Source organism: Sinomonas soli (assembly GCF_054782415.1).
Map to the genome: position 1 here is coordinate 78,026 of NZ_BAAGSN010000003.1, position 24,579 is coordinate 102,604.

General features: G+C 73.0%; 23 protein-coding genes and 1 riboswitch. Of the genes, 11 read left to right on the plus strand and 12 right to left on the minus strand.

Annotated features, from left to right (window positions below; translation table 11 throughout):
• Window positions 1-5: 5 nt before the first annotated feature.
• The 7 genes from ACYVKZ_RS01540 to ACYVKZ_RS01570 form a co-directional block, all read right to left on the minus strand.
• Window positions 6-1,283 (minus strand): Nramp family divalent metal transporter, encoded by a 1,278-nt coding sequence (locus tag ACYVKZ_RS01540; RefSeq protein WP_460990268.1) that lies wholly within the window; start codon window positions 1,281-1,283, stop codon window positions 6-8.
• Between the two features lie 133 nt (window positions 1,284-1,416).
• Window positions 1,417-2,181, minus strand: coding sequence for a class I SAM-dependent methyltransferase (locus ACYVKZ_RS01545; protein WP_460990269.1), 765 nt, complete (start codon window positions 2,179-2,181; stop codon window positions 1,417-1,419).
• 70 nt (window positions 2,182-2,251) lie between these two features.
• Window positions 2,252-3,652: an aminotransferase class V-fold PLP-dependent enzyme gene (locus ACYVKZ_RS01550; protein ID WP_460990270.1), complete on the minus strand. Its 1,401-nt coding sequence runs from the start codon at window positions 3,650-3,652 to the stop codon at window positions 2,252-2,254.
• Between the two features lie 29 nt (window positions 3,653-3,681).
• A riboswitch (SAM riboswitch) is annotated at window positions 3,682-3,796 on the minus strand.
• A gap of 107 nt (window positions 3,797-3,903) precedes the next feature.
• A complete protein-coding gene (gene hisN / locus ACYVKZ_RS01555) occupies window positions 3,904-4,725 on the minus strand; it encodes a histidinol-phosphatase (protein ID WP_460990271.1) in 822 nt (273 codons plus the stop codon).
• Window positions 4,726-4,788: 63 nt separating this feature from the next.
• Window positions 4,789-5,886, minus strand: coding sequence for a ribosome small subunit-dependent GTPase A (gene rsgA, locus ACYVKZ_RS01560; protein ID WP_460990272.1), 1,098 nt, complete (start codon window positions 5,884-5,886; stop codon window positions 4,789-4,791).
• A gap of 1 nt (window position 5,887) precedes the next feature.
• Complete coding sequence (gene aroA / locus ACYVKZ_RS01565; protein WP_460990273.1) at window positions 5,888-7,213, minus strand: 3-phosphoshikimate 1-carboxyvinyltransferase; 1,326 nt, start codon at window positions 7,211-7,213, stop codon at window positions 5,888-5,890.
• Window positions 7,210-7,809, minus strand: coding sequence for a DoxX family protein (locus tag ACYVKZ_RS01570; RefSeq protein WP_460990274.1), 600 nt, complete (start codon window positions 7,807-7,809; stop codon window positions 7,210-7,212). Before ACYVKZ_RS01570 ends, aroA begins: the two co-directional genes overlap by 4 nt.
• Window positions 7,810-8,081: 272 nt before the next feature.
• On the opposite strand from ACYVKZ_RS01570, the gene ACYVKZ_RS01575 reads away from it, so the two are divergent.
• Both ACYVKZ_RS01575 and rsrA read left to right on the plus strand, forming a co-directional pair.
• On the plus strand, window positions 8,082-8,762 hold the full coding sequence (locus ACYVKZ_RS01575; protein ID WP_460990275.1) for a sigma-70 family RNA polymerase sigma factor: 681 nt from the start codon (window positions 8,082-8,084) through the stop codon (window positions 8,760-8,762).
• Window positions 8,759-9,016 carry a mycothiol system anti-sigma-R factor gene (gene rsrA, locus ACYVKZ_RS01580; protein ID WP_460990276.1) on the plus strand — a complete coding sequence of 86 codons (258 nt, stop codon included), beginning with the start codon at window positions 8,759-8,761 and terminating at the stop codon, window positions 9,014-9,016. The genes ACYVKZ_RS01575 and rsrA overlap by 4 nt, the downstream gene beginning before the upstream one ends.
• A 104-nt stretch (window positions 9,017-9,120) precedes the next feature.
• Here the strand turns inward: rsrA and ACYVKZ_RS01585 are convergent, their stop codons facing one another.
• The 3 genes from ACYVKZ_RS01585 to ACYVKZ_RS01595 all read right to left on the minus strand — a co-directional run bounded on the left by ACYVKZ_RS01585 (window position 9,121) and on the right by ACYVKZ_RS01595 (window position 14,052).
• Window positions 9,121-9,195 carry a 50S ribosomal protein bL37 gene (locus ACYVKZ_RS01585; protein WP_369299106.1) on the minus strand — a complete coding sequence of 25 codons (75 nt, stop codon included), beginning with the start codon at window positions 9,193-9,195 and terminating at the stop codon, window positions 9,121-9,123.
• Between the two features lie 167 nt (window positions 9,196-9,362).
• Window positions 9,363-9,965: a GDSL-type esterase/lipase family protein gene (locus ACYVKZ_RS01590; RefSeq protein ID WP_307003833.1), complete on the minus strand. Its 603-nt coding sequence runs from the start codon at window positions 9,963-9,965 to the stop codon at window positions 9,363-9,365.
• A 232-nt stretch (window positions 9,966-10,197) separates the two neighbouring features.
• A complete protein-coding gene (locus tag ACYVKZ_RS01595) occupies window positions 10,198-14,052 on the minus strand; it encodes a multifunctional oxoglutarate decarboxylase/oxoglutarate dehydrogenase thiamine pyrophosphate-binding subunit/dihydrolipoyllysine-residue succinyltransferase subunit (protein ID WP_460990277.1) in 3,855 nt (1,284 codons plus the stop codon).
• Window positions 14,053-14,457: 405 nt separating this feature from the next.
• Between ACYVKZ_RS01595 and ACYVKZ_RS01600 the strand changes: the two genes are divergently transcribed.
• The 5 genes from ACYVKZ_RS01600 (at window position 14,458) to ACYVKZ_RS01620 (ending at window position 19,710) form a co-directional block, all read left to right on the plus strand.
• Window positions 14,458-15,816, plus strand: coding sequence for a hemolysin family protein (locus tag ACYVKZ_RS01600; RefSeq protein ID WP_460990278.1), 1,359 nt, complete (start codon window positions 14,458-14,460; stop codon window positions 15,814-15,816).
• Window positions 15,816-16,874 carry a hemolysin family protein gene (locus tag ACYVKZ_RS01605; protein ID WP_460990279.1) on the plus strand — a complete coding sequence of 353 codons (1,059 nt, stop codon included), beginning with the start codon at window positions 15,816-15,818 and terminating at the stop codon, window positions 16,872-16,874. Before ACYVKZ_RS01600 ends, ACYVKZ_RS01605 begins: the two co-directional genes overlap by 1 nt.
• A gap of 168 nt (window positions 16,875-17,042) precedes the next feature.
• The gene (locus tag ACYVKZ_RS01610; RefSeq protein ID WP_460990280.1) at window positions 17,043-17,984 is read left to right on the plus strand and encodes a metal ABC transporter solute-binding protein, Zn/Mn family; all 942 of its coding nucleotides are present in this window, start codon (window positions 17,043-17,045) and stop codon (window positions 17,982-17,984) included.
• A complete protein-coding gene (locus ACYVKZ_RS01615) occupies window positions 17,981-18,799 on the plus strand; it encodes a metal ABC transporter ATP-binding protein (protein WP_460990281.1) in 819 nt (272 codons plus the stop codon). Before ACYVKZ_RS01610 ends, ACYVKZ_RS01615 begins: the two co-directional genes overlap by 4 nt.
• Window positions 18,796-19,710 (plus strand): metal ABC transporter permease, encoded by a 915-nt coding sequence (locus ACYVKZ_RS01620; protein ID WP_460990282.1) that lies wholly within the window; start codon window positions 18,796-18,798, stop codon window positions 19,708-19,710. The genes ACYVKZ_RS01615 and ACYVKZ_RS01620 overlap by 4 nt, the downstream gene beginning before the upstream one ends.
• Before the next feature lie 25 nt (window positions 19,711-19,735).
• On the opposite strand, the gene ACYVKZ_RS01625 is transcribed toward ACYVKZ_RS01620, so the two are convergent.
• Window positions 19,736-20,185 (minus strand): Fur family transcriptional regulator, encoded by a 450-nt coding sequence (locus ACYVKZ_RS01625; RefSeq protein WP_460990283.1) that lies wholly within the window; start codon window positions 20,183-20,185, stop codon window positions 19,736-19,738.
• 65 nt (window positions 20,186-20,250) lie between these two features.
• Here ACYVKZ_RS01625 and ACYVKZ_RS01630 point away from each other — a divergent pair, with 65 nt between their 5' ends.
• Window positions 20,251-20,925 (plus strand): MBL fold metallo-hydrolase, encoded by a 675-nt coding sequence (locus ACYVKZ_RS01630; protein WP_460990284.1) that lies wholly within the window; start codon window positions 20,251-20,253, stop codon window positions 20,923-20,925.
• 7 nt (window positions 20,926-20,932) lie between these two features.
• Here the strand turns inward: ACYVKZ_RS01630 and ACYVKZ_RS01635 are convergent, their stop codons facing one another.
• Window positions 20,933-22,033: a PLP-dependent cysteine synthase family protein gene (locus tag ACYVKZ_RS01635; RefSeq protein ID WP_460990285.1), complete on the minus strand. Its 1,101-nt coding sequence runs from the start codon at window positions 22,031-22,033 to the stop codon at window positions 20,933-20,935.
• 32 nt (window positions 22,034-22,065) lie between these two features.
• On the opposite strand from ACYVKZ_RS01635, the gene ACYVKZ_RS01640 reads away from it, so the two are divergent.
• The 3 genes from ACYVKZ_RS01640 to ACYVKZ_RS01650 are packed head-to-tail and all read left to right on the plus strand — an operon-like array spanning window position 22,066 to window position 24,576.
• The gene (locus ACYVKZ_RS01640; RefSeq protein WP_460990286.1) at window positions 22,066-22,968 is read left to right on the plus strand and encodes a sulfurtransferase; all 903 of its coding nucleotides are present in this window, start codon (window positions 22,066-22,068) and stop codon (window positions 22,966-22,968) included.
• 10 nt (window positions 22,969-22,978) lie between these two features.
• Complete coding sequence (locus ACYVKZ_RS01645) at window positions 22,979-24,151, plus strand: NAD(P)-dependent alcohol dehydrogenase (protein WP_460990287.1); 1,173 nt, start codon at window positions 22,979-22,981, stop codon at window positions 24,149-24,151.
• Entirely contained in the window at window positions 24,148-24,576 is a 429-nt protein-coding gene (locus ACYVKZ_RS01650) for an HIT family protein (protein WP_460990288.1), read from the plus strand. The genes ACYVKZ_RS01645 and ACYVKZ_RS01650 overlap by 4 nt, the downstream gene beginning before the upstream one ends.
• Window positions 24,577-24,579 lie beyond the last annotated feature (3 nt).

The following is a 24,579-nucleotide window of genomic DNA, read 5'->3' on the forward strand; positions in this document are numbered from 1 at the left end:
CCACCCTACCGTCCGAGCAGGGGCCCGACCGTGAGCCAGAGCAGGGCGAGGTTGAGCACGATGACCAGTGCCGCGCTGAGCCAGGCGGCGACCACGAGCGGCGGCCGCAGGGTGTGGTCCCCGACGACGGCGGCCGAGGTGCTGAGCCGGATGAGCGGGACGAGGGCGAAGGGGATGCCGAAGCTCAGCACCGCCTGGCTCACGACAAGGGCCCAGGTGGGGTCCACGCCGAGGGCGAGGACCAGGACCGAGGGGACGAGGGTGATGGCCCGGCGGAGCACGAGCGGGATGCGCCGCTGGAGCAGGCCCTGCATGATCGTCGCACCGGCGTAGGAGCCCACGGCGGTGGACGCGAGGCCGCTGGCGAGGAGCCCCACGGCGAAGACGATGCCCACCGCAGGGCCGAGCGCCCTCTCGATCGCCGCGTGCGCTCCCTCGATCGAGTCCGTGCCCTCGGTGCCGCCGAGGGTGGCGGCGGCGAGGAGGAGCATGCCGATGTTCACGACGCCGGCCACACCGAGGGCGGCGACCACGTCCACCCGGGTTCCGTGCAGGAGGCGCCGGATGGCGGGGGCGCCGGGGTGGCCGTCGGCGTCGCCGCGGTGGCGGTCGCGCGAGAGCGCGGAGTGGACGTAGATCGCGTGGGGCATCACGGTGGCGCCCAGCATCGAGGCGGCGAGCAGGACCGAGTCGGGGCCGTCGAACCGGGGCACGAGCCCGCCGGCCATGCCGGCCGGCGAAGGAGGCCTGAGGGCGAGTCCGGCGAGGAAGCCGAGCGCGATGACGGCGAGGAGCGCGACGATCGCCAGCTCGAACCGCTGCTGGGTGCGGAAGTCCTGGATCGCGAGGATACCCATCGAGACGACGCCGACGATCACGGCGCCCACGGGGAGCGGGATCCTGAACAGGAGCTGCAGCGCGAGCGCCCCGCCTACGACCTCGGCGAGGTCCGTGGCGAGCGCGACGATCTCGGCCTGCGCCCAGTACAGCCGGCGGGGGCCGGGCCGGAGGCGGCTGCCGAGGAGTTCTGGGAGCGTGCGGCCCGTGACGACCCCGAGCTTCGCGGAGAGGTACTGGACGAGCATCGCCATGAGGTTGGCCAGGACGAGGACCCACATGAGCAGGTAGCCGTAGCGTGCGCCGGCGGTCAGGTTCGCCGCGACGTTGCCCGGATCCACGTACGCCACCGAGGCGACGAAGGCGGGCCCGAGAGTCCCCAGGAGCAGGGGCCAGCGGGAGCGGCCCGCGCCCGTGCGCTCCGCGGCCCTCAGCGTCCTGTCCACCGTCGACCGGCCTCCTCGCCAGCACGTGCTGGCGCTTAGACGCGCCAAACATAATTGTTCGGTACACCTAAATACTAGGGAGCGGAGCTGCGCCCCGCAAGGCTGCCCCCGGGGAGGCGCGCTGCGAGGCGCCTCAGCCGGGCGCCTCCGTGGCCCGCCATGCCTGGGTGATGTACGGCAGGGCAAGGGTCTCGCCGGGGGAGTGGCCGAGGTGCTCGAAGAGGTACCACGCCAGATTGTCCTCGACCCTGCGCCGGTGCTTCTCCGAGGCCCGCAGGTAGTAGCTGCGGGACTTGGTCAGCTCCACGATGCCCTCGGGGGTGATCGGATCCTCCCACGCGATCACGAGCGGCTCCCAGCCGTGCAGCTCGGGACCGGACGGCGGCTGGTAGTCGGGCTTGTGGACGTCGCCGGCATGCATGATCCGGGAGAGCCGGTGGACCCAGGGGATGCGCGTGTCGAGCTGGTTCCATACGAGCCCGGCCCGGCCGCCCGGACGGAGCAGCCGGGCCGCCTCGCGGGTCGCGGCAGCCGTATCGAACCAGTGCCAGGCCTGCGCAGCGACCACCACGTCTGTCGAGGCGGGCGGCAGTCCCGTCCTCTCGGCGGGCGCGGCGACGCACGTGACGGAGGGCAGCCTGGCGGCGAGCTGGGCCAGCATGTCCGCGGACGGGTCCACGGCCGTCACGGCGAGGCCCCGGGCGACGAGCAGCTCGGTGAACTTGCCGGTCCCGGCGCCGAGGTCCACCGCGGTGCGCGCCCCGTCCGGCACGATCCAGTCGGCCGCCTGCACCGGATAGCCCGGGCGGACCCGCTCGTAGTGCTCGCCGCCTGCGGCGAAGGCCCCGGCGAGCTCACGCCGCCGGGCATCGTCGAACTTCGGCCCGCCCCGTCCCATAGTCCCTCCCGAGCCCTAGTCCTCCCAGAGGATTCCGGCTCACCACTCTACGGTGCGCGGACGACGCCGTTCAGTCGCCGGGGGTGCACGGCGCGGCCCCCGCGGTGCCCGGCGTGTTCGGCGCCCAGTCGGGGAACGGGCGGGTGTCCCGGGCCGGCACCCAGCGCCCGGCGTCGATCGCGTAGTCGATGCCCAGCCCCACCTCCACGAGCTGCCGGACCGCCGCGACGAGCCGCTCGACGTCCTCGAGCCTCGACCCGACGCCGAAGCTGGCCCGCAGCGACCCCGCGGGCAGGCCCAGCCGGGTCAGGGCAGGGTGGGCGCAGAACCTCCCGTCGCGCACGCCGATGCCGTGCTCGGCAGAGAGGTAGGCGGCCGCGAGGCCCGCGTCGTAGCCGGCGACCGAGAAGTTCACCACGCCGATCGCCGACGGTGCGTCGGCGAAGAGCCGGTGGACGCCGACGCCGTCGACCGTCTCCAGCCCCTCCACGAGCGCGGCGCGCAGCTGCTCCTCGTGCCGCGCCCACGCAGCGGGGTCAAGGGAGCCGAGTGCCTGGGCGGCGCGGGCGAGCGTCGCGGCGCCGAGGACGTTGGGGGAACCGGCCTCGTGGCGGGCGGGGCCGGCCGCCCAGGCCACGGATTCGAGCCGCACCTCGCTGACCGCGCCCCCGCCGGCGAGGTGCGGGCGGCCGGCGTCGAGCCAGTCGGGGCGGCCCACGAGCACGCCGCTGCCGAAGGGGGCGTAGAGCTTGTGGCCCGAGAATGCGAGGTAGTCGATGTCCGTCCCGGAGGCGGGGCCGCCGGCCATGCGGATCCGGCGGTGCGGGGCGAGCTGCGCGGCGTCGACGAGGATCCTCGCGCCGTGGCGGTGGGCGAGGGAGGCGAGCTCGGCGAGGGGCAGGACCTCGCCGGTGACGTTGGAGGCGCCCGTGACGGCGAGCAGGCCCACCCCGCCCCGGGCGAGCTCGGCACCGAGGCGCCCGAGCGTCTCGGCGACCGTGTCCGCGGCGACGACGCTGCGGTGCGGGCGCCCCTGCCAGGGCAGGAGGTTCGCGTGGTGCTCGATGTCGAGGTAGAGGACGTCGAGGCCGGGCGGGACGCAGCCGGCGAGGAGGTTGAGGGAGTCGGTGGTGTTGCGCGTGAACACGACCGCGTCGTCGGGCCTCGCCCCGACGAAGCCGCGCACGATCCCGCGGGCGTTCTCGTAGACGCTCGTGCTGATCTGCGACGCGTAGCCGGCGCCGCGGTGCACGCTGGCGTAGAAGGGCAGCACTTCGGTGAGGTAGTCGGCGACCTCGGCCAGGGCAGGGGCCGACGCCGCGTAGTCGAGGTTCGCGTACCGGACGCTCCCGCCGCCCACGAGGGGCGCGGCGAGATCGGCGCCGACGACGGCGGCGAGCGGCTCGAGCGCGTCCGGGTACCGGGCGCTCAGCCCGGAAGCGGCGGCGGTGGGGGACAGGACAGTGCTCATCGGCGTTCCTCACGAACGAGGGACCCTCGGGTCCGCGCTTGCCGTGTCCGCTCCGGACCGGCCCGGTCGTCACCCGGGGCACCCCGCCGCGTCAGGGAGGGTTGCCGGCCAGCAAACCGGGGTTTCGCGCTGGCACTCGTGACCTTGGGAAAGACCCTAGGGCACCGCCGCCGGGGCGCGCACGCCGACCGGGCCGGGGCAGGCCAGTGTGACGAACGGTGACCGGCGCGCGCCGGGGGCGTCGGCCCGCGTCATCTCTGCAGCAGGTCGTCGCGGCCCGGGCTGAGCTTCTCGAGCACCTCGGAGTGCAGGATGCCGTTCGTCGCGAGCGCGTTGCCGCCCCACGGGCCGTCCTGCCCGTCGAGCGAGGTGAAGCGCCCGCCGGCCTCGGTGACGATCGGCACGAGCGCTGCCATGTCGTAGAGCGCGAGCTCGGGCTCGGTGGCGATGTCGACGGCGCCCTCGGCGACGAGGCAGTAGGACCAGAAGTCCCCGTAGGCCCGGGTGCGCCAGACCTCGTCGGTCAGGCCGATGAAGTCCTCGAGGCTGCCGCGCTCCCTCCAGCCGGAGAGCGAGGAGTAGGACAGGGAGGCGTCCTGCAGCTTCGACACGTCGGAGACCTTCAGCCGCGTCGCCGAGGCGAGGGACCGCCCGGTGTAGGCGCCGGTGCCCCTGGCCGCCCACCACCGCCGCCCGAGGGCCGGGGCGCTGACCACGCCGACCACGATCTCGTCGCCGTCGGCCAGGGCAATCAGGGTGGCCCACACGGGTACGCCCCGGACGAAGTTCTTGGTGCCGTCGATCGGGTCGATGATCCAGCGCCGCGACCCGTGCCCCGTGGTGCCGAACTCCTCGCCCACCACCGCGTCGCGCGGCCGCGAGCGGGAGAGCTGGCCGCGGATCGACTCCTCGGCGGCGCGGTCGGCATCGGTGACCGGGGTGAGGTCCGGCTTCGTCTCCACCTTCAGGTCGAGGGCCTTGAACCGCTCCATCGTCTGGGCGTCGACCGAGTCCGCCAGGACATGGGCGAGGCGGAGGTCGTCGTTGTAGGAGGTCTCGGTCGCTGAGGTCATGGACCCCACGCTATCCCGTGGGGCGCGCCACAGCCGCGAGGCGCAGCGTAGGCGGGGCAGCGCCTAGACCCCGAGCTCCTTCTCCTCCGCCGCCTCCTCGCGCGGTCCTGCCCCGAGGAGGCGGCGCAGCGACGCGAGGCGGGCCGGGCCGGCGTCGCCCGCGTGGCCGCGCGCCACCCACGCGTCGAGGCCGCAGTGCACCGCCGCCGCGTCATGCCGGCAGCCGCGCTCGCACGCCTCGATCCCCGGCTCGAGGTCGCCGAAGGCGTGCAGGATCCGGTCCGGGTCCACGTGCGCGAGCCCGAAGGAGCGGATGCCGGGCGTGTCGATGATCCAGCTGCCGGGCGGGGCGTCCGCGAGGCGCAGCGCGAGCGCCGAGGAGGAGGTGTGCCGGCCGCGCCCGGTCACCGCGTTGACGCCGCCCGTGGCGCGGTCTGCGCCGGTGAGCGCGTTGACCATGGTCGACTTGCCCACGCCCGAGTGGCCCAGGAGCACGGTGACATGGCCCTCGAGCTGCGCGCGGAGCCGGTCGACGGCCTCCTTGTCGAGCGTGGCCGAGCGGCCCTCCTCGGGCTGCATGCCCGCTGCGGTCTCCTCGGCGGTGCGGCTCACCACGACGGTGAGGGGCAGGAGCCGGTAGTTGGCCAGGAGCGCGGCGGGATCCTTCAGGTCCGCCTTCGTCACGAGCAGGAGCGGCTCGATCCCCGCGTCATAGGCCGCGACGAGGGCGCGGTCGATGAATCCGGTGCGGGGCTCCGGATTGGCGGCGGCGACCACGATCACGAGCTGGTCCGCGTTCGCCACGACGACGCGCTCGATGGGGTCGGTGTCATCGGCGCTGCGCCGCAGGACGGTCGAGCGCTCCTCGATCCGGACGAGCCGTGCGAGCGTATCGGGGCGGCCGCTCACGTCGCCGACGAGGCCGACGAAGTCGCCGGGCACCACCGGCGTGCGGCGCAGCTCCCGGGCACGCGCGGCGATCACCACCCGCTCCTGGGGCGTGTCCTCGTCGAGGACCGCCGTGTAGCGCCCACGGTCGACCGTGACGATGCGGCCCACGACCGCGTCGTCGTGGCTCGGCCGGTCCTTGGTGCGCGGCCGGCTCCCGCGCTTGTTCGGGCGGACGCGGACATCGCTCTCGTCCCACTCGCGCTGCCCCATGCTACGAGGTGGCCCCCGCCTGCGCGTGCTGGCCCAGCATGCGCGCCCACATCTCGGGGAATTCCGGCATGGTCTTGGCGGTCGTGGCGATGTCCTCGACCTCGACGCCGGGCACGGCGAGGCCCAGGATGGCCCCTGCCGTGGCCATGCGGTGGTCCGCGTACGAGTGCACGACGCCGCCGTGCAGCGGCGCAGGCCTGATGACCAGTCCGTCCTCGGTCTCCTCGGCGTCCCCGCCCAGCCTCGTGATCTCGGCCACGAGGGCCGCGAGCCGGTCGGTCTCGTGGCCCCGCAGGTGCGCGATGCCGGTGAGGCGTGAGGGCGAGTCCGCGAGGGCGCACAGCGCCGCGACGGTCGGGGCGAGCTCGCTCGTGTCGGCGAGGTCCGCACCTGTGATGCGATCGCCGCCGCAGACGGTGAGGGTGCCGGCGTCGAGGCTCACGCGGGCGCCGAGGCGCGGGAGGATCTCGCGCCAGGCGTCGCCGACCTGGGTCGTGTGCTCGGGCCAGTTGGGCACGCGGACGGTGCCACGGGTGGCGAGCGCCGCGGCGAGGAACGGGCCGGCGTTGGAGAGGTCCTGCTCGATCCGGACGTCGAAGGCCCGGATCGGCCCGGGCGCGACGACCCAGTGGTGGGGGACCGTGTCGTCGACCTCCACGCCCACGCCCCGGAGGACCTCGACGGTCATCGAGATGTGGTCCAGGCTCGGCACCGGGCCGCCGACGTGCTCGAGGTGGAGCCCGTCGGCGAAGCGCGCGCCCGCGAGCAGCAGGGCGGAGACGAACTGGCTAGAGCCGCCCGCATCGACGGCGACGTGGCCCCCGCGCACCGCGCCGGTGCCGTGCACCGTGAACGGCAGCGAGCGGGGCGTGCCGCCGTCGGGCGACGTGAGCTCGACGCCGAGCGCACGGAGGGCATCGATGACGGGTCCCATGGGGCGGACCCGCGCATGCGGATCGCCGTCGAACGCGATGTCCCCGCGGGCGAGCGCCGCGAGCGGCGGCACGAAGCGCATCACTGTGCCGGCCAGCCCGCAGTCCACGGACGTGCGGCCGAGATCGGCGGCGGGGCCGTGGGGGGCCGGGGTGATCTCGAGGTCGGGTCCGTACTCGCCGTCGCCCTCGGCCTCCGTCACGGTGGCGCCGAGCGCGCGCAGGGCCCCGACCATGAGGGCGGAGTCGCGCGAATGGAGCGGCGCCCGCAGGCGCGAGGGGCCGTCGGCGAGGGCCGCCAGCACCAGGTAGCGGTTGGTCAGCGACTTCGAGCCGGGCACGGTGACGGTGGCGTCGACCGGCCCGTCGGCGAAGGGCGCCGGCCAGTGGCTCACGAGAGGACGTCCGAGGCGGCGCTGGCCGCTTCCTTCGCCGCGGAGCGCACGGTGTGCTGCGCCCGCCGGGCCGTGTGCTCGGCCCGGCGCGCGGCGCGCTGGACCGCCTTGCCCGTGCGCTGCTCGGCGGCGGCGAGCTGGCGCCGGCCGGCCTTGCCGGCGTCCGCGGCGAGGTGCTGCGTGCGCCAGGCGAGGGAGGGGCGCCCGTTGGTGTCGACGCTCGCGAGCAGCACACCGCCCAGGAGGGACAGGTTCTTCAGCAGGCCGCTCCGGCGCGCCTCACGGCCCGCCGGAGTGCTGATGTCGGCGCTGCGCCACTCGACGAAGGTGTTCAGCGCGCTCGTGATCGCGAGCACGGAGGCGGACAGCCGCGGGGCCTTGCCGAGGGCGAACAGGATGCCGGCACCGAGCTGGCTCGCTCCCACAGCCCGGGCGAGGACCTTCTCGTCCACCCGGATCGGGAGTGCGTCTGCCGCCTGGCGCAGCACGGGCGAGAGCTGCTCGGCCGTGTCATCCGCGTTCTTCAGCTTTCCCGCGCCGGCGACGATGAATGACGAGCCAAGAAGCGGTCGGGCGAGGAATCGGACTGCGGACATCGGGCCTCCTGAGGCTGGGTTCGGGCGTGTTCCGACGCGACCCAGTCTGGCACCTTTGGGGAATATTTTCCTTCTCCCGCCGCGTTCTCCCTCGTGTCCGGCGGCCACAGCGCCCCCGCAGCAGCCCCGCGGAGCCCGCCTCCGCGGCGCCGTCGGGCACCGTGACGACGCGCCGCGAGGCGCCGCTGGAAGGAAGGAGCGCAGTGCTGGTCCTCGATCGCCCTGATGTGCGCAGAGCAGTCCGTGCGGCACCGACAGTAGACTGGGCGGCGATGAGTGCCCCCGAGTCCCACGAGCCTGAGCCCCCCGTCCACGGTCCGGGTGGCGGGCCGGCCGCACGCGCCGACGCCGCGGAGACCGACGACCAGCGCCGCGAGCGCTTCGAGCGCGACGCCATGCAGTACGTCGACCAGCTCTACTCGGCTGCGATGCGCATGGCACGCAACCCTGCCGACGCCGAGGACCTGGTGCAGGAGGCGTACGCGAAGGCGTTCGCCGCCTTCCACCAGTACAAGCCGGGCACCAACCTGAAGGCCTGGCTGTACAGGATCCTCACGAACACGTACATCAACCTGTACCGCAAGCGGCAGCGCGAGCCCCAGCAGGCCCAGACGGACAACGTCGAGGACTGGCAGCTCGCGCGGGCCGAGTCGCATACCTCGACTGGGCTGCGCTCGGCCGAGGCGGAGGCGCTGGACCACCTGCCGGACTCCGATGTCAAGGAGGCGCTGCAGTCGATCCCGGAGGAGTTCCGCCTCGCGGTCTACTTCGCGGACGTCGAGGGCTTCGCGTACAAGGAGATCTCGGACATCATGAACACCCCCATCGGCACGGTCATGAGCCGCCTGCACCGCGGCCGCAAGATGCTCAGGGACCGTCTCGCGGACTACGCCGCCGAGCGCGGGTTCGCTGGAGCCCGGGCCGTGGCGGCATCCCAGGAGAAGGAACAATGAGCGATTGCCAAGGCCTGGGCGACTGTGACGACAGCCGCCTCCATCGGCTGTACGAGTACCTCGACGGAGCACTGCCGGCCCACGAGGTCGCCGAGATCCGCAACCACCTCGAGACGTGCCCCGAGTGCCTCGAGGAGCATGATCTGGAGTGCATGATCCGGTCTGCCATGAAGCGCAGCTGCCACGAGCAGGCGCCCGCTGCGCTCAAGGACTCGATCCTGACCAAGATCCACTCCCTGCGCGCGGAGGCCTGAGCCGGCCGGCGCGGGCGAGCACAGACAGACAGCTCATACAGATGATGCCCCGGACCATCGGTCCGGGGCATCATCTGTGTCCGCGTCGCGGACCGTGGCTGCGCTCAGGTGTTGGGGCGCTTGCCGTGGTTCGCGCCTCCGCGCTTACGGTCACGACGCTTGCGTGCACGCTTGCTCATGGGCTGGCCTCCTTCTTTCGACTACAGGGGTTGGCGCCGTTGCCGGCACCGGTGGCCCAGAAGGCCATCGTCCAGTCTAGCCGATCGGGGCCCGCTGTGCCGCCCGGCCGCGGCCGCGTCGTCCCGGACGGTGCGCGCCCGGCGTCGGGAATCGGCTGCGGGGCGCCCTACTGCGGCTGCGGGAGCCGCAGCCAGGGGAACCACCCGCGGTGCAGCACGAGCCACGCGATGAGGCCGTAGCCGGCCTGCCCGGGCGCACCGGCGTTGCCGGCGAGGTCGGTGCGCCACTGCTCGTGGTTCAGCAGCGGCGAGAAGGTGTCGACGTAGTAGTAGTTGCGCCGCGTCGTGACGTCGGCGAAGGCCGTGTTGAGCTCCGCGAGCCGGCGGTTCTGGGCGGGATCGAGGGTGGGCGGCGGCCCGACCACGAAGACTTCGGCGCTGTTCTGCTGCGCGGTGTCGAGGATGTTCGCGACGTTCAGGCGGCTGCGCGCGGGGGAGACGCCGAAGGCGATGTCCCGCCCCGAGAGCCCGATCACGAGGCGGTTCTCGTAGCCGGCGGCGAACCGCCGCATCGTCTCGACCTCCCAGCGGGCCGCGAGCCCCTCGGTGCCCTCCTCGGGCGTGGCGAGCACGTACGACTCGAGGGTCACCTCCTCGCGGGGCGTCCGCGCGAGCACCCGGCCGAACCAGCCCAGCGCCCGCGGGTCTCCGTTGCCGGCCAGGAGCTCGTCCCCGACCGCGGCAATCCGAAGCTTCCTCTCGTGGGCCATCCACACTCCCATCTCACGTCGGGGACCGAGCGGCCCCTGTCCTCGGCTTCCGAGTCTAGCCGCCGTCGGGGAGCCACCTCCGCTGCGTCGCGGGCCTGCCTCCGTCGTGTTGGGGAGCCGCCTCCGTCGCAGCGGGGCGCGACCATCGCGGGAGTGGCGCGAACGACGGCGGCGGCCGGCCCCCCGCTGGGGAGCCGCCCGCCGCCGTGGCCACCTGGGCTCAGCGCTCAGTTCAGCGTGCGAACACCTCGCGGACGAGGACGTCGCCCTCGGCCGAGTGCCGCTTCATGGAGCCTGCGCTCGTCGCGGCCGAGGCCGCACGCGAGACGAGGCGCAGCTCGCGCCGGAGCGACGGGATGAGGCGCACGGCCATGTACATCCACGGGCCCTGGTTGGCCGGCTCGTCCTGCGCCCAGATGAGCTCGGCGTTCGGGTACTTCTCGAGCTGCGCCTTGATCTCCTCCTCGGGCAGCGGGTAGAGCTGTTCGACCCGGATGATCGCCGTCCGCGTGTCCTTGGCCTTGGTCCGGGCGGACAGCAGGTCGTAGTACAGGCGGCCGGAGACGAGGACCACGCGGTCCACGGCGCTCGCGTCCAGCTGCTCGTGCTCGCCGATGACGGGGCGGAACGTGCCCGAGGTGAAGTCCTCGACGGTCGAGGCCGCGGCCTTGAGGCGCAGCAGCTGCTTCGGCGTGAAGACGATCAGCGGCTTGCGCGGGCGGCTGAAGGCCTGGCGGCGCAGCAGGTGGAAGTGCGACGCCGGGGTGCTCGGCTGGGCGACGATCATGTTCTGCTCGGCGCACAGCTGCAGGAAGCGCTCGATGCGCGCGGAGGAGTGGTCCGGTCCCTGGCCCTCGTAGCCGTGGGGCAGGAGCATGACGAGCGAGCTGCGCTGGCCCCACTTCTGCTCGGCCGAGGAGATGAACTCGTCGATGATCGTCTGGGCGCCGTTGACGAAGTCGCCGAACTGCGCCTCCCAGGCCACGAGCGTGTCGGGGCGCTCCACCGAGTACCCGTACTCGAAGCCGAGGGCCGCGTACTCCGACAGGGAGGAGTCGTAGATCGCGAGCCTGGCCTGCTCGTCGGAGAGGTGGGCGAGCGGGGTCCACTCGTCGCCGTTGCTGCGGTCGTGGAACACCGCGTGGCGCTGCACGAACGTGCCGCGGCGGGAGTCCTGGCCCGCGAGGCGGACCGGGACGCCCTCGGCGATGAGCGAGCCGAACGCGGCGATCTCGCCGAAGCCCCAGTCGATGCCGCCCTCGCGGGACATCTGCTCGCGCCGCTCGAGGAGCTGCTTGAGCTTGGGGTGGACGGCGAAGCCCTCGGGGATCGCGACGTGGGCCTGGCCGATCCGGGCCAGCATCTCGGCGCTGATCGCTGTCGAGCGCTGCGATGCGCCCGCGGCGTCGTCCTCCTGCTGGGCGAGGGGGCGCTCGAGGTCCGAGACGGCCTTCGCGTCGCCGGTGACGATCGGGATCGGCGAGGTCTGCGCCGCGTGCGTCTCGGCGAAGACGCGCTCGAGGCGCTCCTGGTAGTCGCGCAGGAGCTGCTCGGCTTCCTCCTGCGTGATGTCGCCGCGGCCGATCAGGCTCTCGGTGTAGAGCTTGCGGACCGAGCGCTTCGCCTCGATGAGGTTGTACATCATCGGCTGGGTCATCGACGGGTCGTCGCCCTCGTTGTGGCCGCGGCGGCGGTAGCACACGAGGTCGATGACGACGTCCTTGTGGAAGCGCTGCCGGAACCGGTAGGCCATCTGCGCCACGCGGACCACGGCCTCGGGGTCGTCGCCGTTGACGTGGAACACCGGCGCCTGGACCATCTTCGCCACGTCGGTGGAGTACACCGACGAGCGGGAGGCCGAGGGCGAGGTCGTGAAGCCGACCTGGTTGTTGACCACGATGTGGATCGTGCCGCCCGTGCGGTAGCCGCGCAGCTGGGAGAGGTTGAGCGTCTCCGCCACGACGCCCTGGCCGGCGAAGGCCGCGTCACCGTGGACGAGGATCGGCAGGACCGGGAACGCCTCGCCCCGGTCGAGGCGGTCCTGCTTGGCGCGGACGATGCCCTCGAGGACGGGGTCCACGGCCTCGAGGTGCGACGGGTTCGCGGCGAGGTAGACCTTGGTCTGCTTGCCGTTCTCCGCGGTGAAGGTCCCCTCGGTGCCGAGGTGGTACTTCACGTCGCCGGAGCCCTGCACGCTCCTGGGGTCCTGGGTGCCCTCGAACTCGCGGAACACCTGCGCGTAGGTCTTGCCGGCGATGTTCGTCAGCACGTTGAGGCGGCCGCGGTGGGCCATGCCGATCGCGACCTCGTCGAGCCCGTCCTCCGCCGCCTCGGACAGCGTCGCGTCGAGCATCGGGATGAGGGACTCGCCGCCCTCGAGGGAGAAGCGCTTCTGGCCGACGAACTTGGTCTGCAGGAAGGTCTCGAACGCCTCGGCGGCGTTGAGGCGGGACACGATGCGCAGCTGCTCCTCGCGGCTGGGCTTCTTGTACGGGTGCTCGAGCTCGTCCTGGAACCACTTGCGCTCGGCCGGCTCCTGCAGGTGCATGTACTCGATGCCCGTGGTGCGGCAGTACGCGTCGCGCAGCACGCCGAGGATGTCGCGGAACTTCATCTTCGGCTTGCCGCCGAAGCCGCCCGTGGGCCACTCGCGGTCGAGGTCCCACAGCGTCAGGCCGTAGGTCAGCACGTCCAGGTCCGGGTGGCGGCGCTGGACGTACTCGAGCGGGTTCGTGTCCGCCATGAGGTGCCCGCGCACGCGGAACGCGTGGATGAGCTGCTGGATGCGCGCCACCTTGTTGATGGCGTCCTCGGGGTTGACCTGGAGGTCGGGGCTCCAGCGCACCGGCTCGTAGGGGATGCGCAGCGACTCGAAGATCTCGTCGTAGAAGCCCTGCTCGCCCAGGAGGAGCTGGTGCACGATCCGGAGGAACTCGCCCGAGCCCGCGCCCTGGATGACGCGGTGGTCGTAGGTGGAGGTCAGCGTGATGATCTTGCCGACGGCCTGGAGCGCGAGGATCTTCTCGGACGCCCCCTGGAACTCGGCCGGGTATTCGAGGGCGCCCACGCCGATGATGGCGGCCTGGCCCTTGGAGAGGCGCGGAACCGAGTGGACCGTGCCGATGCCGCCCGGGTTGGTCAGCGAGACGGTCGTGCCGGCGTAGTCGTCGGCGGTGAGCTTGCCGTCGCGGGCGCGCTTGATGAGGTCCTCGTAGGTGTGCCAGAAGTCCGAGAAGTTCAACGTCTCGGCCTTCTTGATGTTCGGCACGACGAGCAGGCGGCTGCCGTCCGGCTTGGGCAGGTCGATCGCGATGCCGAAGTTCACGTGCGCGTGCTGGATCGCGACGGGCTTGCCGTCCACGACGTCGTAGGAGACGTTCATCGACGGCATGAGCTTGAGCGCGCGGATCACGGCGTAGCCGATGAGGTGCGTGAAGGAGACCTTGCCGCCGCGCACCCGGGTGAGGTGGTTGTTGATGACGATGCGCTGGTCCATGAGCAGCTTCGCGGGCACGGCGCGCACGGTGGTCGCGGTGGGGACCTCGAGGCTCTGGACCATGTTGGTGGCGATGGCCTTGGCCGGGCCGCGCAGCGTCGAGACGACGTCTTCCTCGATCGTCTCGTCCTTGGCCGTCTTGGGCAGCTGGGCGGGGATCAGGCCGGTGGTGGACGGGCGGGCACCGTCGCGCACGACGGCGGCGGCGCCCTTCTTCGGCGCCGATTCCGGCTGCTTCGGGGCGGCTGCAGCGGCGGGCTTCGGCGCGGCCTGGGCAGCCGGCGCGCTCTGGACTGCCGGCGCGCTCTGGGCAGCCGGCGCTGCCGGGGCCTGGGTCGCCGGGGCAGGAGCCTGCGCGGGCGCCGCGGGAGCCTGGACGGCCGGAATCTGCCGGGTCAGCGTGTCAACGGCAGGCCCCTTCGCCGTGCCGTTGGACGTGTGGCCGCTGTCCGAGTCGAAGGACTCGAACAGCGGCCACCACTTGGCGTCCACGGAATTCTTGTTCTGCTGGTACTGCTCGTAGAGCTCGTCCACAAGCCACTCGTTGCCTCCGAATTCCTCGGGCAGGCGGTGGGTTGGCAGTTCTGGCACTGGAGATACGCCTCTTCCATCGATACTTAGGCCCGCGTGTCAGCGGCTCCGCGCCTCGGCCCCGTACCGCGCGCCCGCGTGCTCCACCGGGCGATATTCGGGGGCTGGCCGTATCCGCCGACCGCCGTGGGCGCCGTCAGGAGCCCACACTCAAGGGTCCAGTCTAGTGAAGACCGGAGCGAATGGGGCGATTGTGAGTCCGCCGTCACACGCGGGTCGCGCCCCTCGGTGCGCTCGCGCCGCGCTGATAGGCTGGATTCACTATGGACGGCACCTCTAGATGCCGGCCTGGTCGCGGGGGCCCCACGGGCACCCGCCGCCCCAGAGCCGGCATGCACCGTGTACTTGCCCACCCGGTTTCCGCGCGAGCGGCCATGTCATGGCGCCAGGAGCTCGAGCACTGACGTGGAATGGCTCCTGCTGGCCGCCGGCCTGCTCCTCATCCTCGGCACGGGCTTCTTCGTGGCCGTCGAATTCTCCCTCGTGGCGCTCGACCGCGCCACCGTCCAGCGCAGCGTCGACGCGGGCGAGCCGGGCGCGGAGGCGCTCCTGCGCTGCCTCAAGACCCTCTCGACCCAGCTCTCGAGCTGCCAGCTCGGCATCACCCTCACCACGCTCCTGACGGGCTACGTCATGGAGCCCTCGGTGGGCAGGCTCCTCGAAGGGCCCCTGCGCGCGCTCGGGGTGCCGGGGGCCACGGCGGTCTCCCTCACGGTCGCGATGGTCTTCGCGACCCTGCTGTCGATGCTCATCGGCGAGCTCGTGCCCAAGAACCTCGCGATCGCCCGGGCGCTCGCGGTGGGCCGCGCAGTCGCCCGCCCCCAGCTGGTCTTCACCGCGGCCTTCAAGCCGGCGGTGATCCTCTTCAACGGCTTCGCCAACCGGGTGCTCGGGCTCATGGGGATCGAGGCGAAGGAGGAGATCTCCGGCGCGCGTTCGCCGGCCGAGCTCTCCTCCCTGGTGCGGCGCTCCGCCGAGCTCGGCACGCTCGACGCCGGAACGGCGCGGTTCGTCTCTCGGACGCTGCGCTTCTCCGAGAAGACGGCCGCCGACGTCATGACCCCCCGCATCCGGGTGACGACCATTGACGCGGACGAGCCCGTCGATGCCATCGTCGAGGCGGCCCGGGCGACCGGGCACTCGCGCTTCCCCGTGATCGGCGAGTCGCCGGACGACGTGCGCGGGGTGGTCCATGTGAAGAAGGCCGTCGCGGTGCCGGCCAGGAAGCGCCGCGGGGTCCCGGCCGCGGCCATCATGACGGACATCCTCCAGGTGCCCGAGACGATCCACCTCGATGCGCTCATCTCCCAGCTGCGGGACGGGAACCTCCAGCTCGCCGCCGTGCTCGACGAGTACGGCGGCACCGCGGGCATCGTCACGCTCGAGGACCTCGTGGAGGAGATTGTCGGCGAGGTCGCCGACGAGCATGACCGGCGCGCGCCCGGTGTCCTGCAGAGCTCCGCGGGGGACTGGTACTTCCCCGGGCTCATGCGGCCCGACGAGGTCTCGGAGCAGGTCCCCGGCCTCCGGGTCGTCGACAGCCCCGCCTACGAGACCGTCGGCGGCTACGTCATGAGCGCGCTGGGCCGCGTCGCCCAGACCGGCGACGCCCTCGAGGTCGGGGGCGGGACGCTCACGGTCGTGCGCATGGACGGCCGCAGGGTGGACCGACTCCGGTTCACCCCGCCGCCGCCCGAGGCGGGCGACGCCGAGGAGGCCGGCACCCGGCACGCCGCCGGCCGCGGCTCGGGGAGGGCCGCCTGATGGGGGACTGGGCCGGCATCCTCTGGCTGGCGGTGCTGCTGCTCGGCAACGCCTTCTTCGTCGCGAGCGAGTTCGCGATCATGAGTGCGCGGCGCAGCCAGATCGAGCCGCTCGCGGACGCCGGGTCGGGGAGAGCGAGGACCACCCTCCACGCGATGGAGAACGTCTCGCTCATGCTCGCCGCCGCACAGCTGGGCATCACCGTGTGCTCGCTGCTGATCCTCCAGGTCGCCGAGCCCGCGATCCACCACCTGATCGGCGGCCCGCTGCACTCGGTGGGCCTGCCCGTCGAGCTCGCGGACACCGTCGGGTTCGTGGTCGCGCTCGCCGCGGTGACCTTCCTGCACGTCACAATCGGCGAGATGGTGCCGAAGAACATCTCGGTCTCCGCGGCCGACCGGGCCGCCGTGCTCCTGGCCCCGGTGCTGCTGGGCATGGCCCGCCTCGTCCGGCCCGTGATCTTCTTCCTCAACGGCAGCGCCAACGCCGTGCTGCACCTGCTGCGGGTCGAGCCCAAGGACGAGGTGACCTCGAGCTTCACCCTCGAGGAAGTCGCCTCGATCGTCGAGGAGTCGACCCGCAGCGGGCTCCTCGACGACGAGTCGGGCCTGCTCTCCGGAGCGCTCGAGTTCTCCGACCAGACCGCGGAGTCGATCATGGTCCCGGTCGAGGAGCTCGTCTCGCTCCCGACCAGCGCCACGCCGGCGGACTTCGAGAAGGCGGTCTCGCACACGGGCTTCTCCCGCTTCCCCATGGTCGACGACGAGGGCGAGCTCGTGGGGTACCTCCACCTCAAGGACGTCCTGGCCATCGGGCCGGACGGGCGCGGGAAGCCGATCGGCGAGAGTCGCGTGCGCTCGCTGGCGAACCTCGGGCTCGACGACGAGATCGAGGACGCCCTCTCCGCGATGCAGAAGTCCGGTTTCCACCTGGCCCGCGTGATCGGGCCCGAGGGGTCCACGCGCGGGGTGGTGTTCCTCGAGGACGTCATCGAGAAGCTCGTGGGTGAGATCCGGGACGCGACCCAGAGCCAGGCGTTCCGCCGCCAGCGGGGCTAGGTGCAGTGACTGAGGACAGCTAGGGAGGGCGGGCCACGGGCGCGGTGGGTGAGTCCGCCCTGCGCGCGGCCCTGATGGGAATTGTTCGCAAGAGGCGCTACAGTGGTCCTATTGCGACCGGTTCTCACTGGACGCCCGTGATGACCCACCCGAAGAACTGAGGCCCCCTTGCGCTCGATCCCCCTCCGCCCCACGTGGGCGCGGACCGCGGTCCGGGGCGCCGTCGCCGTGGCGGCGGCGGTCGCCCTGACCGCCTGCTCGCCCGGCGGCCAAGGGTCCCCCGCGTCGCCGGGGCAGGGAGGGGCCGTCCGCATCGTCGCCTCCACGAACGTCTACGGCGACCTCGCCAGGGCCGTGGGCGGGGACCGCGTCACGGTGACGTCGATCGTCTCCGCCACGAGCCAGGACCCGCACTCCTACGAGGCGACGACGCACGACCGGCTCGCCGTCTCCAAGGCCAGCCTCGTCATCGAGAACGGCGGCGGCTACGACCCGTACATGGACCCCCTCGTGCGCGAGGCCAGCCTCGGGGCGGACAGCGTCATCACCGCGGTCGAGGCCGCCGGACTCGCGTCCGCCGGCCGCCCGACGTCCAACGAGCACGTCTGGTACAACATCAGCGCCATGAAGAAGGTCACCGATGCGCTCGCAGCCCGGCTCGGTGCCCTGGACCCGGCCGGCAAGGACGGCTACGCGGGGCGCGCCCGGGACGTCGACGGCCGCCTGGCCGGGCTCGAGTCCACGCTCGCGGCCCTGAGGTCCACGTCGGCGGGGAAGGCGGCCGTCATGACCGAGCCGGTGCCGCTCTACCTCCTCGAGGCCGCCGGGCTCCGGGATGCCACTCCCACGGCCTACTCGTCCGCCGTCGAGGAGGAGCAGGATGTGCCCCCCGCGGCACTCAGGGCGACCCTCGGCCTCCTTTCCTCGCGGTCGGTCGCGCTCCTGGCCTACAACCCGCAGACCGAGAGCCCTCAGACCCGGCAGCTGCGGGCCGCCGCCGAGGCGGCGAAGGTGCCGGTCGTCGACTTCACGGAGACGGTCCCCGAGGGCAAGGACTACCTCGGCTGGATGCAGGAGAACGTCGCCGCACTGAAGGAGGCCCTCGCATGACCCCGCCCGCTGTGCGGCTCCGCTCGGCGGCGCTCGCGTTCGGCCCCCGGACCCTCTGGTCCGGGCTCGACCTCGACATCCGCCCCGGCGAGTTCTTCGCCGTGCTCGGCCCCAACGGAAGCGGCAAGACCTCCTTCCTCAAGGCCCTGCTCGGCCTCGTCCCCTTGAGCGGGGGGACGGCGGAGGTCGCGGGGCGGCCGCCGGGCCGGGCCGGCGAGGGCATCGGCTACATCCCGCAGCAGAAGTCGTTCTCCCCGGAGACGCCCCTGCGCGCGCGGGACCTCGTCTCCCTCGGCGTCGACGGGCACCGGTGGGGCGTGCGCCTGCACCGGCGGGCGGTCGACGCCCGGGTCGACGACCTCCTGGCGACCGTCGGTGCCACGGACTATGCCAAGGTCCCCGTGGGGCAGCTCTCGGGCGGGGAGCAGCAGCGCCTCCGTGTCGCCCAGGCGATCGCCGGCCACCCGAAGGTCCTCCTGTGCGACGAGCCCCTGCTCTCGCTCGACCTGGGCCACCAGCAGGCCGTCAGCGGGCTCATCGACCGGCAGCGGCGCGAGGAGGGGACCGCCGTCGTCTTCGTCACGCACGAGATCAACCCGATCCTCGACTACGTCGACAGGGTCCTCTACCTCGCCGACGGCCGGTTCCGCGTCGGCAGCCCCGAGGAGGTCATGACCACGTCCGTGCTCTCCGAGCTGTACGGCTCGCCCGTGGAGGTCTCCCAGGTCCATGGCCGGATCGTCGTCGTCGGCCTCCCCGACGCCACCACGCACGCCCACCGCGGCGCGCACCACCACGAGGAGGACACCCCGTGACCATCGATGACTTCTGGGGCACGGTCTTCTCGTTCCAGGACTACGGGGAGATCCTCGCGCTCGTCCAGAACTCCGTGTGGGCCGGCGCCGTGCTGGGCCTGCTCGGCGGCGTGGTCGGCACCTTCGTCATGAAGCGCGACCTCGCCTTCGCCGTCCACGGCATCTCGGAGCTGTCCTTCGCAGGGGCCGCGTTCGCCCTGCTCGTCGGCGCGGACATCGTCACCGGCTCGCTCGTCGGCTCGGTCGCCGCGGCGCTCCTGATCGGCCTCATGGGCGGGCGCGCGCGAGAGAAGAACTCGGTGATCGGTGTCCTCATGCCCTTCGGCCTGGGGCTCGGCATCCTGTTCCTCGCGCTGTACCAGGGCCGGGCGGCGAACAAGTTCGGCCTGCTCACCGGGCAGATCGTCGCGGTCGACACGGTCCAGCTCCAGGTCCTCGGCGTCACCGCGGCGGCGGTGATCGCCGTCCTGGTCGCTGTGTGGCGGCCCCTCACGTTCGCGAGCGTCGACCCCGAGATGGCGCACGCCCGGGGCGTGCCGGTCCGGGCGCTCTCCATCGTGTTCATGGTGGTGCTCGGGGTCAGCGTGGCCCTGTCGCTGCAGGTGGTGGGCGCCCTCCTGGTCCTCGCCCTGCTCATCACGCCGGCGGCCGCCGCGCTGAAGGTGACCTCCGCGCCGCGCCTCGTGCTCCTGCTCAGCGTGCTCTTCGCCATGGCGGCCACGGTGGGCGGGATCATGCTCGCGCTCGGGGGGCGGCTGCCGATCAGCCCCTACATCACCACGCTCTCGTTCCTCATCTACGCGGTGTGCGCGACCATCGGCTGGATCCGGCGTCGCCGCGGGGCCAACGGGCGCGTGCTCCCGGCCGCGTCCGCGCAGGGCAGCCGGCGCACGACGTCGGCCGCCGCCTGAGGCGCGGCCCTCGCCGGGGGAGGGCTCAGCCGTCCTCGGCGGACCCGCCGTCCGCCTCCGCTGTCCCCGCGCCGAGGGCGGTGCACTCGGGGCACAGCCCGAAGACCTCGACGGTGTGCTCGACGGCCGTGTAGCCGTGCTCCCTGGCCACCCGGCTGGCCCACGTCTCCACCGCGGGCGCCTCGATGTCCACGGCCTTGCCGCACCGGCGGCACACGAGATGGTGGTGGTGGCCGGTGGCCTCGCAGCGCCGGTACACGGCCTCGCCGTCGTCGCTGCGCAGCACGTCCACGAGCCCGTCCTCGGCCATGGACTGCAGGATCCGGTACGTCGTGGCGAGCGAGACGGACGCGCCCTCGCCCTGCAGGAGGCGGTGCAGCTCCTGGGTGCTCACGAAGTCCTCGAGGCTGTCCAGGGCTGCCGAGACAGCGACCCGCTGCTTCGTCACGCGCTGCTCGCGCGGCTTCTCGGCCAACGACTCCTCCTGCACCTGCCTATCGGGTCTTCTAGCCTAGCAAGAGGCGGTCCTAGACTGGCGCCATGCGCCTGACCAAGTTCACGCACGCCTGCGTCCGCCTCGAGAAGCCCGCCGACTCCGGGACGGGGCAGCGCGTCCTGACCATCGACCCGGGCAACTTCTCCGAAGTCGAGCAGGCCCTGGACGGCGCCGAGGCGTTCCTCGTCACCCACGAGCACCCGGACCACATCGACCTCCCCCGCGCCGCCGCGGTCCTCGAGGCCAGCCCGGGGCTCGAAGCCTGGGCCCCCTCGTCCGTGGCCGCCGCGCTCGCGGAGGCCGCGCCGTCTGCCGCGGGGCGGATCCACGCCGCCGAGACCGGCACCGAGTTCGACGCCGCGGGGTTCCGCATCCGCACCTTCGGGAGCCAGCACGCCCTCATCCACCCCAGCGTCCCGATGGTCGCCAACATCGGCTACCTCGTCGACGGGGAGGTGTTCCACCCCGGCGACTCGTTCACCGTCCCGCCCGGAGCGGAGGTGCCGACGCTCCTGGTCCCGATCCACGCGCCGTGGAGCAAGGTCGGCGAGGTCCTCGACTTCATCATCGCCGTCGGAGCCGATCGGGCCTATCCGATCCACAACGCCCTCCTGAACGAGTGGGGCACGGGGATCGTGGAGAAGCACGCCCGGCGCGTCGGCGACCTCTACGGCACCCGCTACGAGCACCTCGAGCCCGGCGCCGCGGTGGACCTCTGAGGCCGTCTTACCCGTCCCAGCTCCCGGTCGCGAAGAACCGTTCGAGCACCCGGGCGTGCGGCGCGGGGTCCAGACCCTGCCCGGCGAGCCACCCCTCGTCGCCGTAGGACCCGCGGTAGCGCGAGCCGGCGTCGCACATGAGCGTGACGATGCTGCCGCGCTCCCCGGCGGCGGCCATCTCCGCCACGAGCTGCCAGACGCCCCACAGGTTGGTCCCGGTCGACGGGCCCGCGTCGAAGCCGAAGCGCGCGGTGAGGTCGCGCATCGCGGCGACCGAGGCGGCGTCGGGCACGCGGAACATGCGGTCCACGATCCGGGGATTGAAGCTCGGCTCGAGCCGCGGCCGGCCGATGCCCTCGATCCGCGACGCCCCGCCCTCGGCGGGGGCGCCGCCCGCCCAGCTCGGGTAGAACGCCGAGTTCTCGGGGTCGACGACCGCGAGCTGGGTCGCGAGCCGCCGGTACCTCACGAAGCGGCCGATCGTGGTGCTCGTCCCCCCGGTCCCGGCGCCGACCACGATCCACCGGGGCACCGGGTGCGGCTCGAGCTCGAGCTGGTCGAAGATCGTCTCGGCGATGTTGTTGTTCCCGCGCCAGTCCGTGGCGCGCTCGGCGAACGTGAACTGGTCCAGGTAGTGGCCGCCGCACGACTCCGCAAGCCGCGCGGCCTCGCCGTACACCTCCCCGGGCGAGTCGACGAAGTGGCACGCGCCGCCGTACTGCTCGATGAGGGCGATCTTCTCCCGGCTCGTCCCGCGGGTCATCACGGCGGTGAACGGGACCCCGATGAGCCGCGCGAAGTAGGCCTCGGACACGGCCGTGCTCCCGCTCGAGGCCTCGACAACGCGGGTCCCCTCGCGGATCCAGCCGTTGACCAGGGCGAAGAGGAACAGCGACCGCGCGAGCCGGTGCTTGAGGCTGCCCGTGCGGTGCGTCGACTCGTCCTTGAGGTACACGTCGACGCCCCACTCCTCGGGGAGGGGAACGCGGTGCAGATGGGTGTCCGCGCTGCGGTGGGCGTCCGACTCCAGCCGGCGGATGGCCTCGTCTGCCCAGGCCCGGGACCCGGCGCCGCGCCCGGGCGCGGCCTCAGTGGTGCGTGCGTCCATCCGGACAGAGTACGCGCCGCTAAGGTGTGGCCATGAACGCTGATCAGGTCCTCATCACGGCGGCGGAGCTCGCCGAGCGCCTTGCCCGGGGCGAGCACCCCGTCCTGCTCGACGTCCGCTGGTCCCTCGGCGGACCTGACGGCCGGGAGGAGTACGCGAAGGGGCACCTGCCCGGCGCCGTGTTCGCCGACCTCGAGGGCGAGCTCGCCGTCCCCGTCGCGCCCGGCAGCGCCGAGGAGGCCGCCGGCGGCCGCCATCCCCTCCCGTCCCGAGAAGCATTCGAGCAGGCGGCGCGGTCCTGGGGGATCTCCGACGGCGACGCGGTGGTCGTCTACGACGCGACCTCGGGCCAGGCCGCCGCCCGGGCCTGGTGGATGCTCCGCGACGCCGGCCTGGAGTCGGTGCGCCTCCTCGACGGCGGCCTCGGCGCCTGGACGGCGGCCGGAGGGCCCCTCGAGCAGGGCGCCCGCACGCCGGACCGCGGGAACGTCACGCTGGGGGAGGGACGCCTGCCGCGCATCGACGCGGACGAGGCCGCCTCGTTCACCCAGCCCCGCCCGGGCGCGCCTGCCGGCGGCGTCCTGCTGGATGCCCGGGCGGGCGAGCGGTACCGCGGCGAGGTGGAGCCCGTGGACCCGCGCGCCGGCCACATCCCCGGAGCCCTGAGCGCACCCACCGCCGAGAACCTCGCCCCGGACGGGACCTTCCAGCCCGCGGCCGCCCTGCGCGAGCGCTTCGCCGCGCTCGGCGCCGACGGCCGCCGCCCGGTGGCCGTCTACTGCGGGTCCGGCGTCACGGCAGCCCACGACGTCCTCGCGCTCGCCGTCGCCGGCATCGACGCGGCCCTGTACCCGGAATCGTTCTCGCAGTGGTCCCGCGACCCGGCGCGCCCCGTCGCCGTGGGCAGCGAGCCGGGCCCGGCCGGCATGCGATAGCGTCGGTGGCATGACCCCCGGACGCCCCGTCATGCCCAGTGCGGACACGATCCGCGAGAACCTCGCCGACGCGCTGGGCCGCGGCGCTCCGGGCTCCGACGGATCCGACGTGCGCGCCTACGGTGCCACCTCGGCCTCGAGCGGCCTCGTGCCCCTGACCATCGCCCGGCGCGAGCCGGGGGCCCGCGATGTCGAGATCGACATCGACTTCTGCGGCCTGTGCCACTCGGACGTGCACGCGACGCGCGGCGAGTGGGGTGAGCGGCCCTGGCCGCTCGTCCCCGGCCACGAGATCGTGGGGCGGGTGCGCCGCACCGGCTCCGCGGTGCACGGTTTCGCCGTCGGGGACCGGGTGGGCGTCGGCTGCATGGTCGACTCGTGCCGGGAGTGCGCGCACTGCCGGGCCGGGCTCGAGCAGTACTGCGAACGCGGCATGGTCGGCACCTACGGCGCCCCGGACCCCCGCCACGGCGGCGAGCTCACCCAGGGCGGCTACTCCGAGCGGATCGTGGTCGACGCGGCGTACGTGCTGCGGATCCCCGACGCCCTCGACCCCGCCGCGGCCGCCCCGATCCTGTGCGCCGGCATCACGACCTACTCGCCCCTGCGGCGCTTCGGCGTGGGGCCCGGACGCCGGGTGGGCGTCGTGGGCCTCGGCGGCCTCGGGCACCTGGCCGTCAAGCTCGCCGCCGCGCTGGGGGCGGAGGTCACCGTCTTCACGCGCACCGCGGCCAAGGCCGCCGACGCCGCCCAGCTGGGCGCCCACCAGGTTGTGGTGACCACCGACCCGGCCCAGCTCGAGGCAGCGGAGGGGACGCTCGACGTCGTCCTCGACACCGTCGCCGCGCCGCACGATGTGAACGTCTACCTCTCAGTGCTGCGCTTCGACGGCGTCCTCGTGGCCCTCAGCCTGCCCTCGGGGAACCTGCCGCCCGTGCAGCCCGGGGCGCTCATCCGGCGGCGCCTGGCCTACACGGGCTCGCTCATCGGCGGCGTGGCCGAGACCCAGGAGGTCCTCGACTTCTGCGCCGAGCACGGTGTGGCCCCGCAGATCGAGGTGGTCACGGCAGAGTCGCTGAACGAGGCCTACGACCGCATGGTCGCCTCCGACGTCAAGTACCGGTTCGTCCTCGACACCGCGAGCCTGCGCGGCACGGGGGCCCCATCGAGGAGAGAACAATGAGCACGCTGTTCACGCGCATCATCGAGGGCGAGCTGCCCGGCCGCTTCGTGTGGAAGGACGACGAGGTCGTCGCGTTCCTGAGCATCGGCCCCCTCGCCGAGGGCCACACGCTCGTGGTGCCCCGCGAGGAGGTGGACCGGTGGACGGACGCCTCGCCGGAACTCATGGCCAAGCTCACGCTCGTGGCCCAGACGATCGGGCAGGCGCAGGTGGAGGCCTTCGGCGCACCGCGCGCCGGCATGATCATCGCCGGCTTCGAGATCGACCACCTGCACCTGCACGTGTGGCCCTCCCGCAGCGAGGCCGAGTACGACTTCAAGCGCGCACAGCAGAACCCGGACCCCGCCGTGCTCGACGCCGCAGCCGAGCGCATCCGCGAGGCACTCCGCGCGGCCGGCCACGGCGAGCACGTCCCCGCCGCCTGACCC

Bases quoted from the DNA above. Each gene is read 5' to 3' on its own strand.
- ACYVKZ_RS01650 (WP_460990288.1), top strand. From the start codon at position 24,148: ATGAGCACGCTGTTCACGCGCATCATCGAGGGCGAGCTGCCCGGCCGC.
- ACYVKZ_RS01605 (WP_460990279.1), top strand. From the start codon at position 15,816: ATGGGGGACTGGGCCGGCATCCTCTGGCTGGCGGTGCTGCTGCTCGGC.
- ACYVKZ_RS01630 (WP_460990284.1), top strand. From the start codon at position 20,251: ATGCGCCTGACCAAGTTCACGCACGCCTGCGTCCGCCTCGAGAAGCCC.
- ACYVKZ_RS01590 (WP_307003833.1), bottom strand. From the start codon at position 9,965: ATGGCCCACGAGAGGAAGCTTCGGATTGCCGCGGTCGGGGACGAGCTC.
- ACYVKZ_RS01615 (WP_460990281.1), top strand. From the start codon at position 17,981: ATGACCCCGCCCGCTGTGCGGCTCCGCTCGGCGGCGCTCGCGTTCGGC.
- ACYVKZ_RS01640 (WP_460990286.1), top strand. From the start codon at position 22,066: ATGAACGCTGATCAGGTCCTCATCACGGCGGCGGAGCTCGCCGAGCGC.
- ACYVKZ_RS01575 (WP_460990275.1), top strand. From the start codon at position 8,082: ATGAGTGCCCCCGAGTCCCACGAGCCTGAGCCCCCCGTCCACGGTCCG.
- rsrA (WP_460990276.1), top strand. From the start codon at position 8,759: ATGAGCGATTGCCAAGGCCTGGGCGACTGTGACGACAGCCGCCTCCAT.
- ACYVKZ_RS01645 (WP_460990287.1), top strand. From the start codon at position 22,979: ATGACCCCCGGACGCCCCGTCATGCCCAGTGCGGACACGATCCGCGAG.
- ACYVKZ_RS01550 (WP_460990270.1), bottom strand. From the start codon at position 3,652: ATGAGCACTGTCCTGTCCCCCACCGCCGCCGCTTCCGGGCTGAGCGCC.
- hisN (WP_460990271.1), bottom strand. From the start codon at position 4,725: ATGACCTCAGCGACCGAGACCTCCTACAACGACGACCTCCGCCTCGCC.
- rsgA (WP_460990272.1), bottom strand. From the start codon at position 5,886: ATGGGGCAGCGCGAGTGGGACGAGAGCGATGTCCGCGTCCGCCCGAAC.
- ACYVKZ_RS01635 (WP_460990285.1), bottom strand. From the start codon at position 22,033: ATGGACGCACGCACCACTGAGGCCGCGCCCGGGCGCGGCGCCGGGTCC.
- ACYVKZ_RS01545 (WP_460990269.1), bottom strand. From the start codon at position 2,181: ATGGGACGGGGCGGGCCGAAGTTCGACGATGCCCGGCGGCGTGAGCTC.
- ACYVKZ_RS01570 (WP_460990274.1), bottom strand. From the start codon at position 7,809: ATGTCCGCAGTCCGATTCCTCGCCCGACCGCTTCTTGGCTCGTCATTC.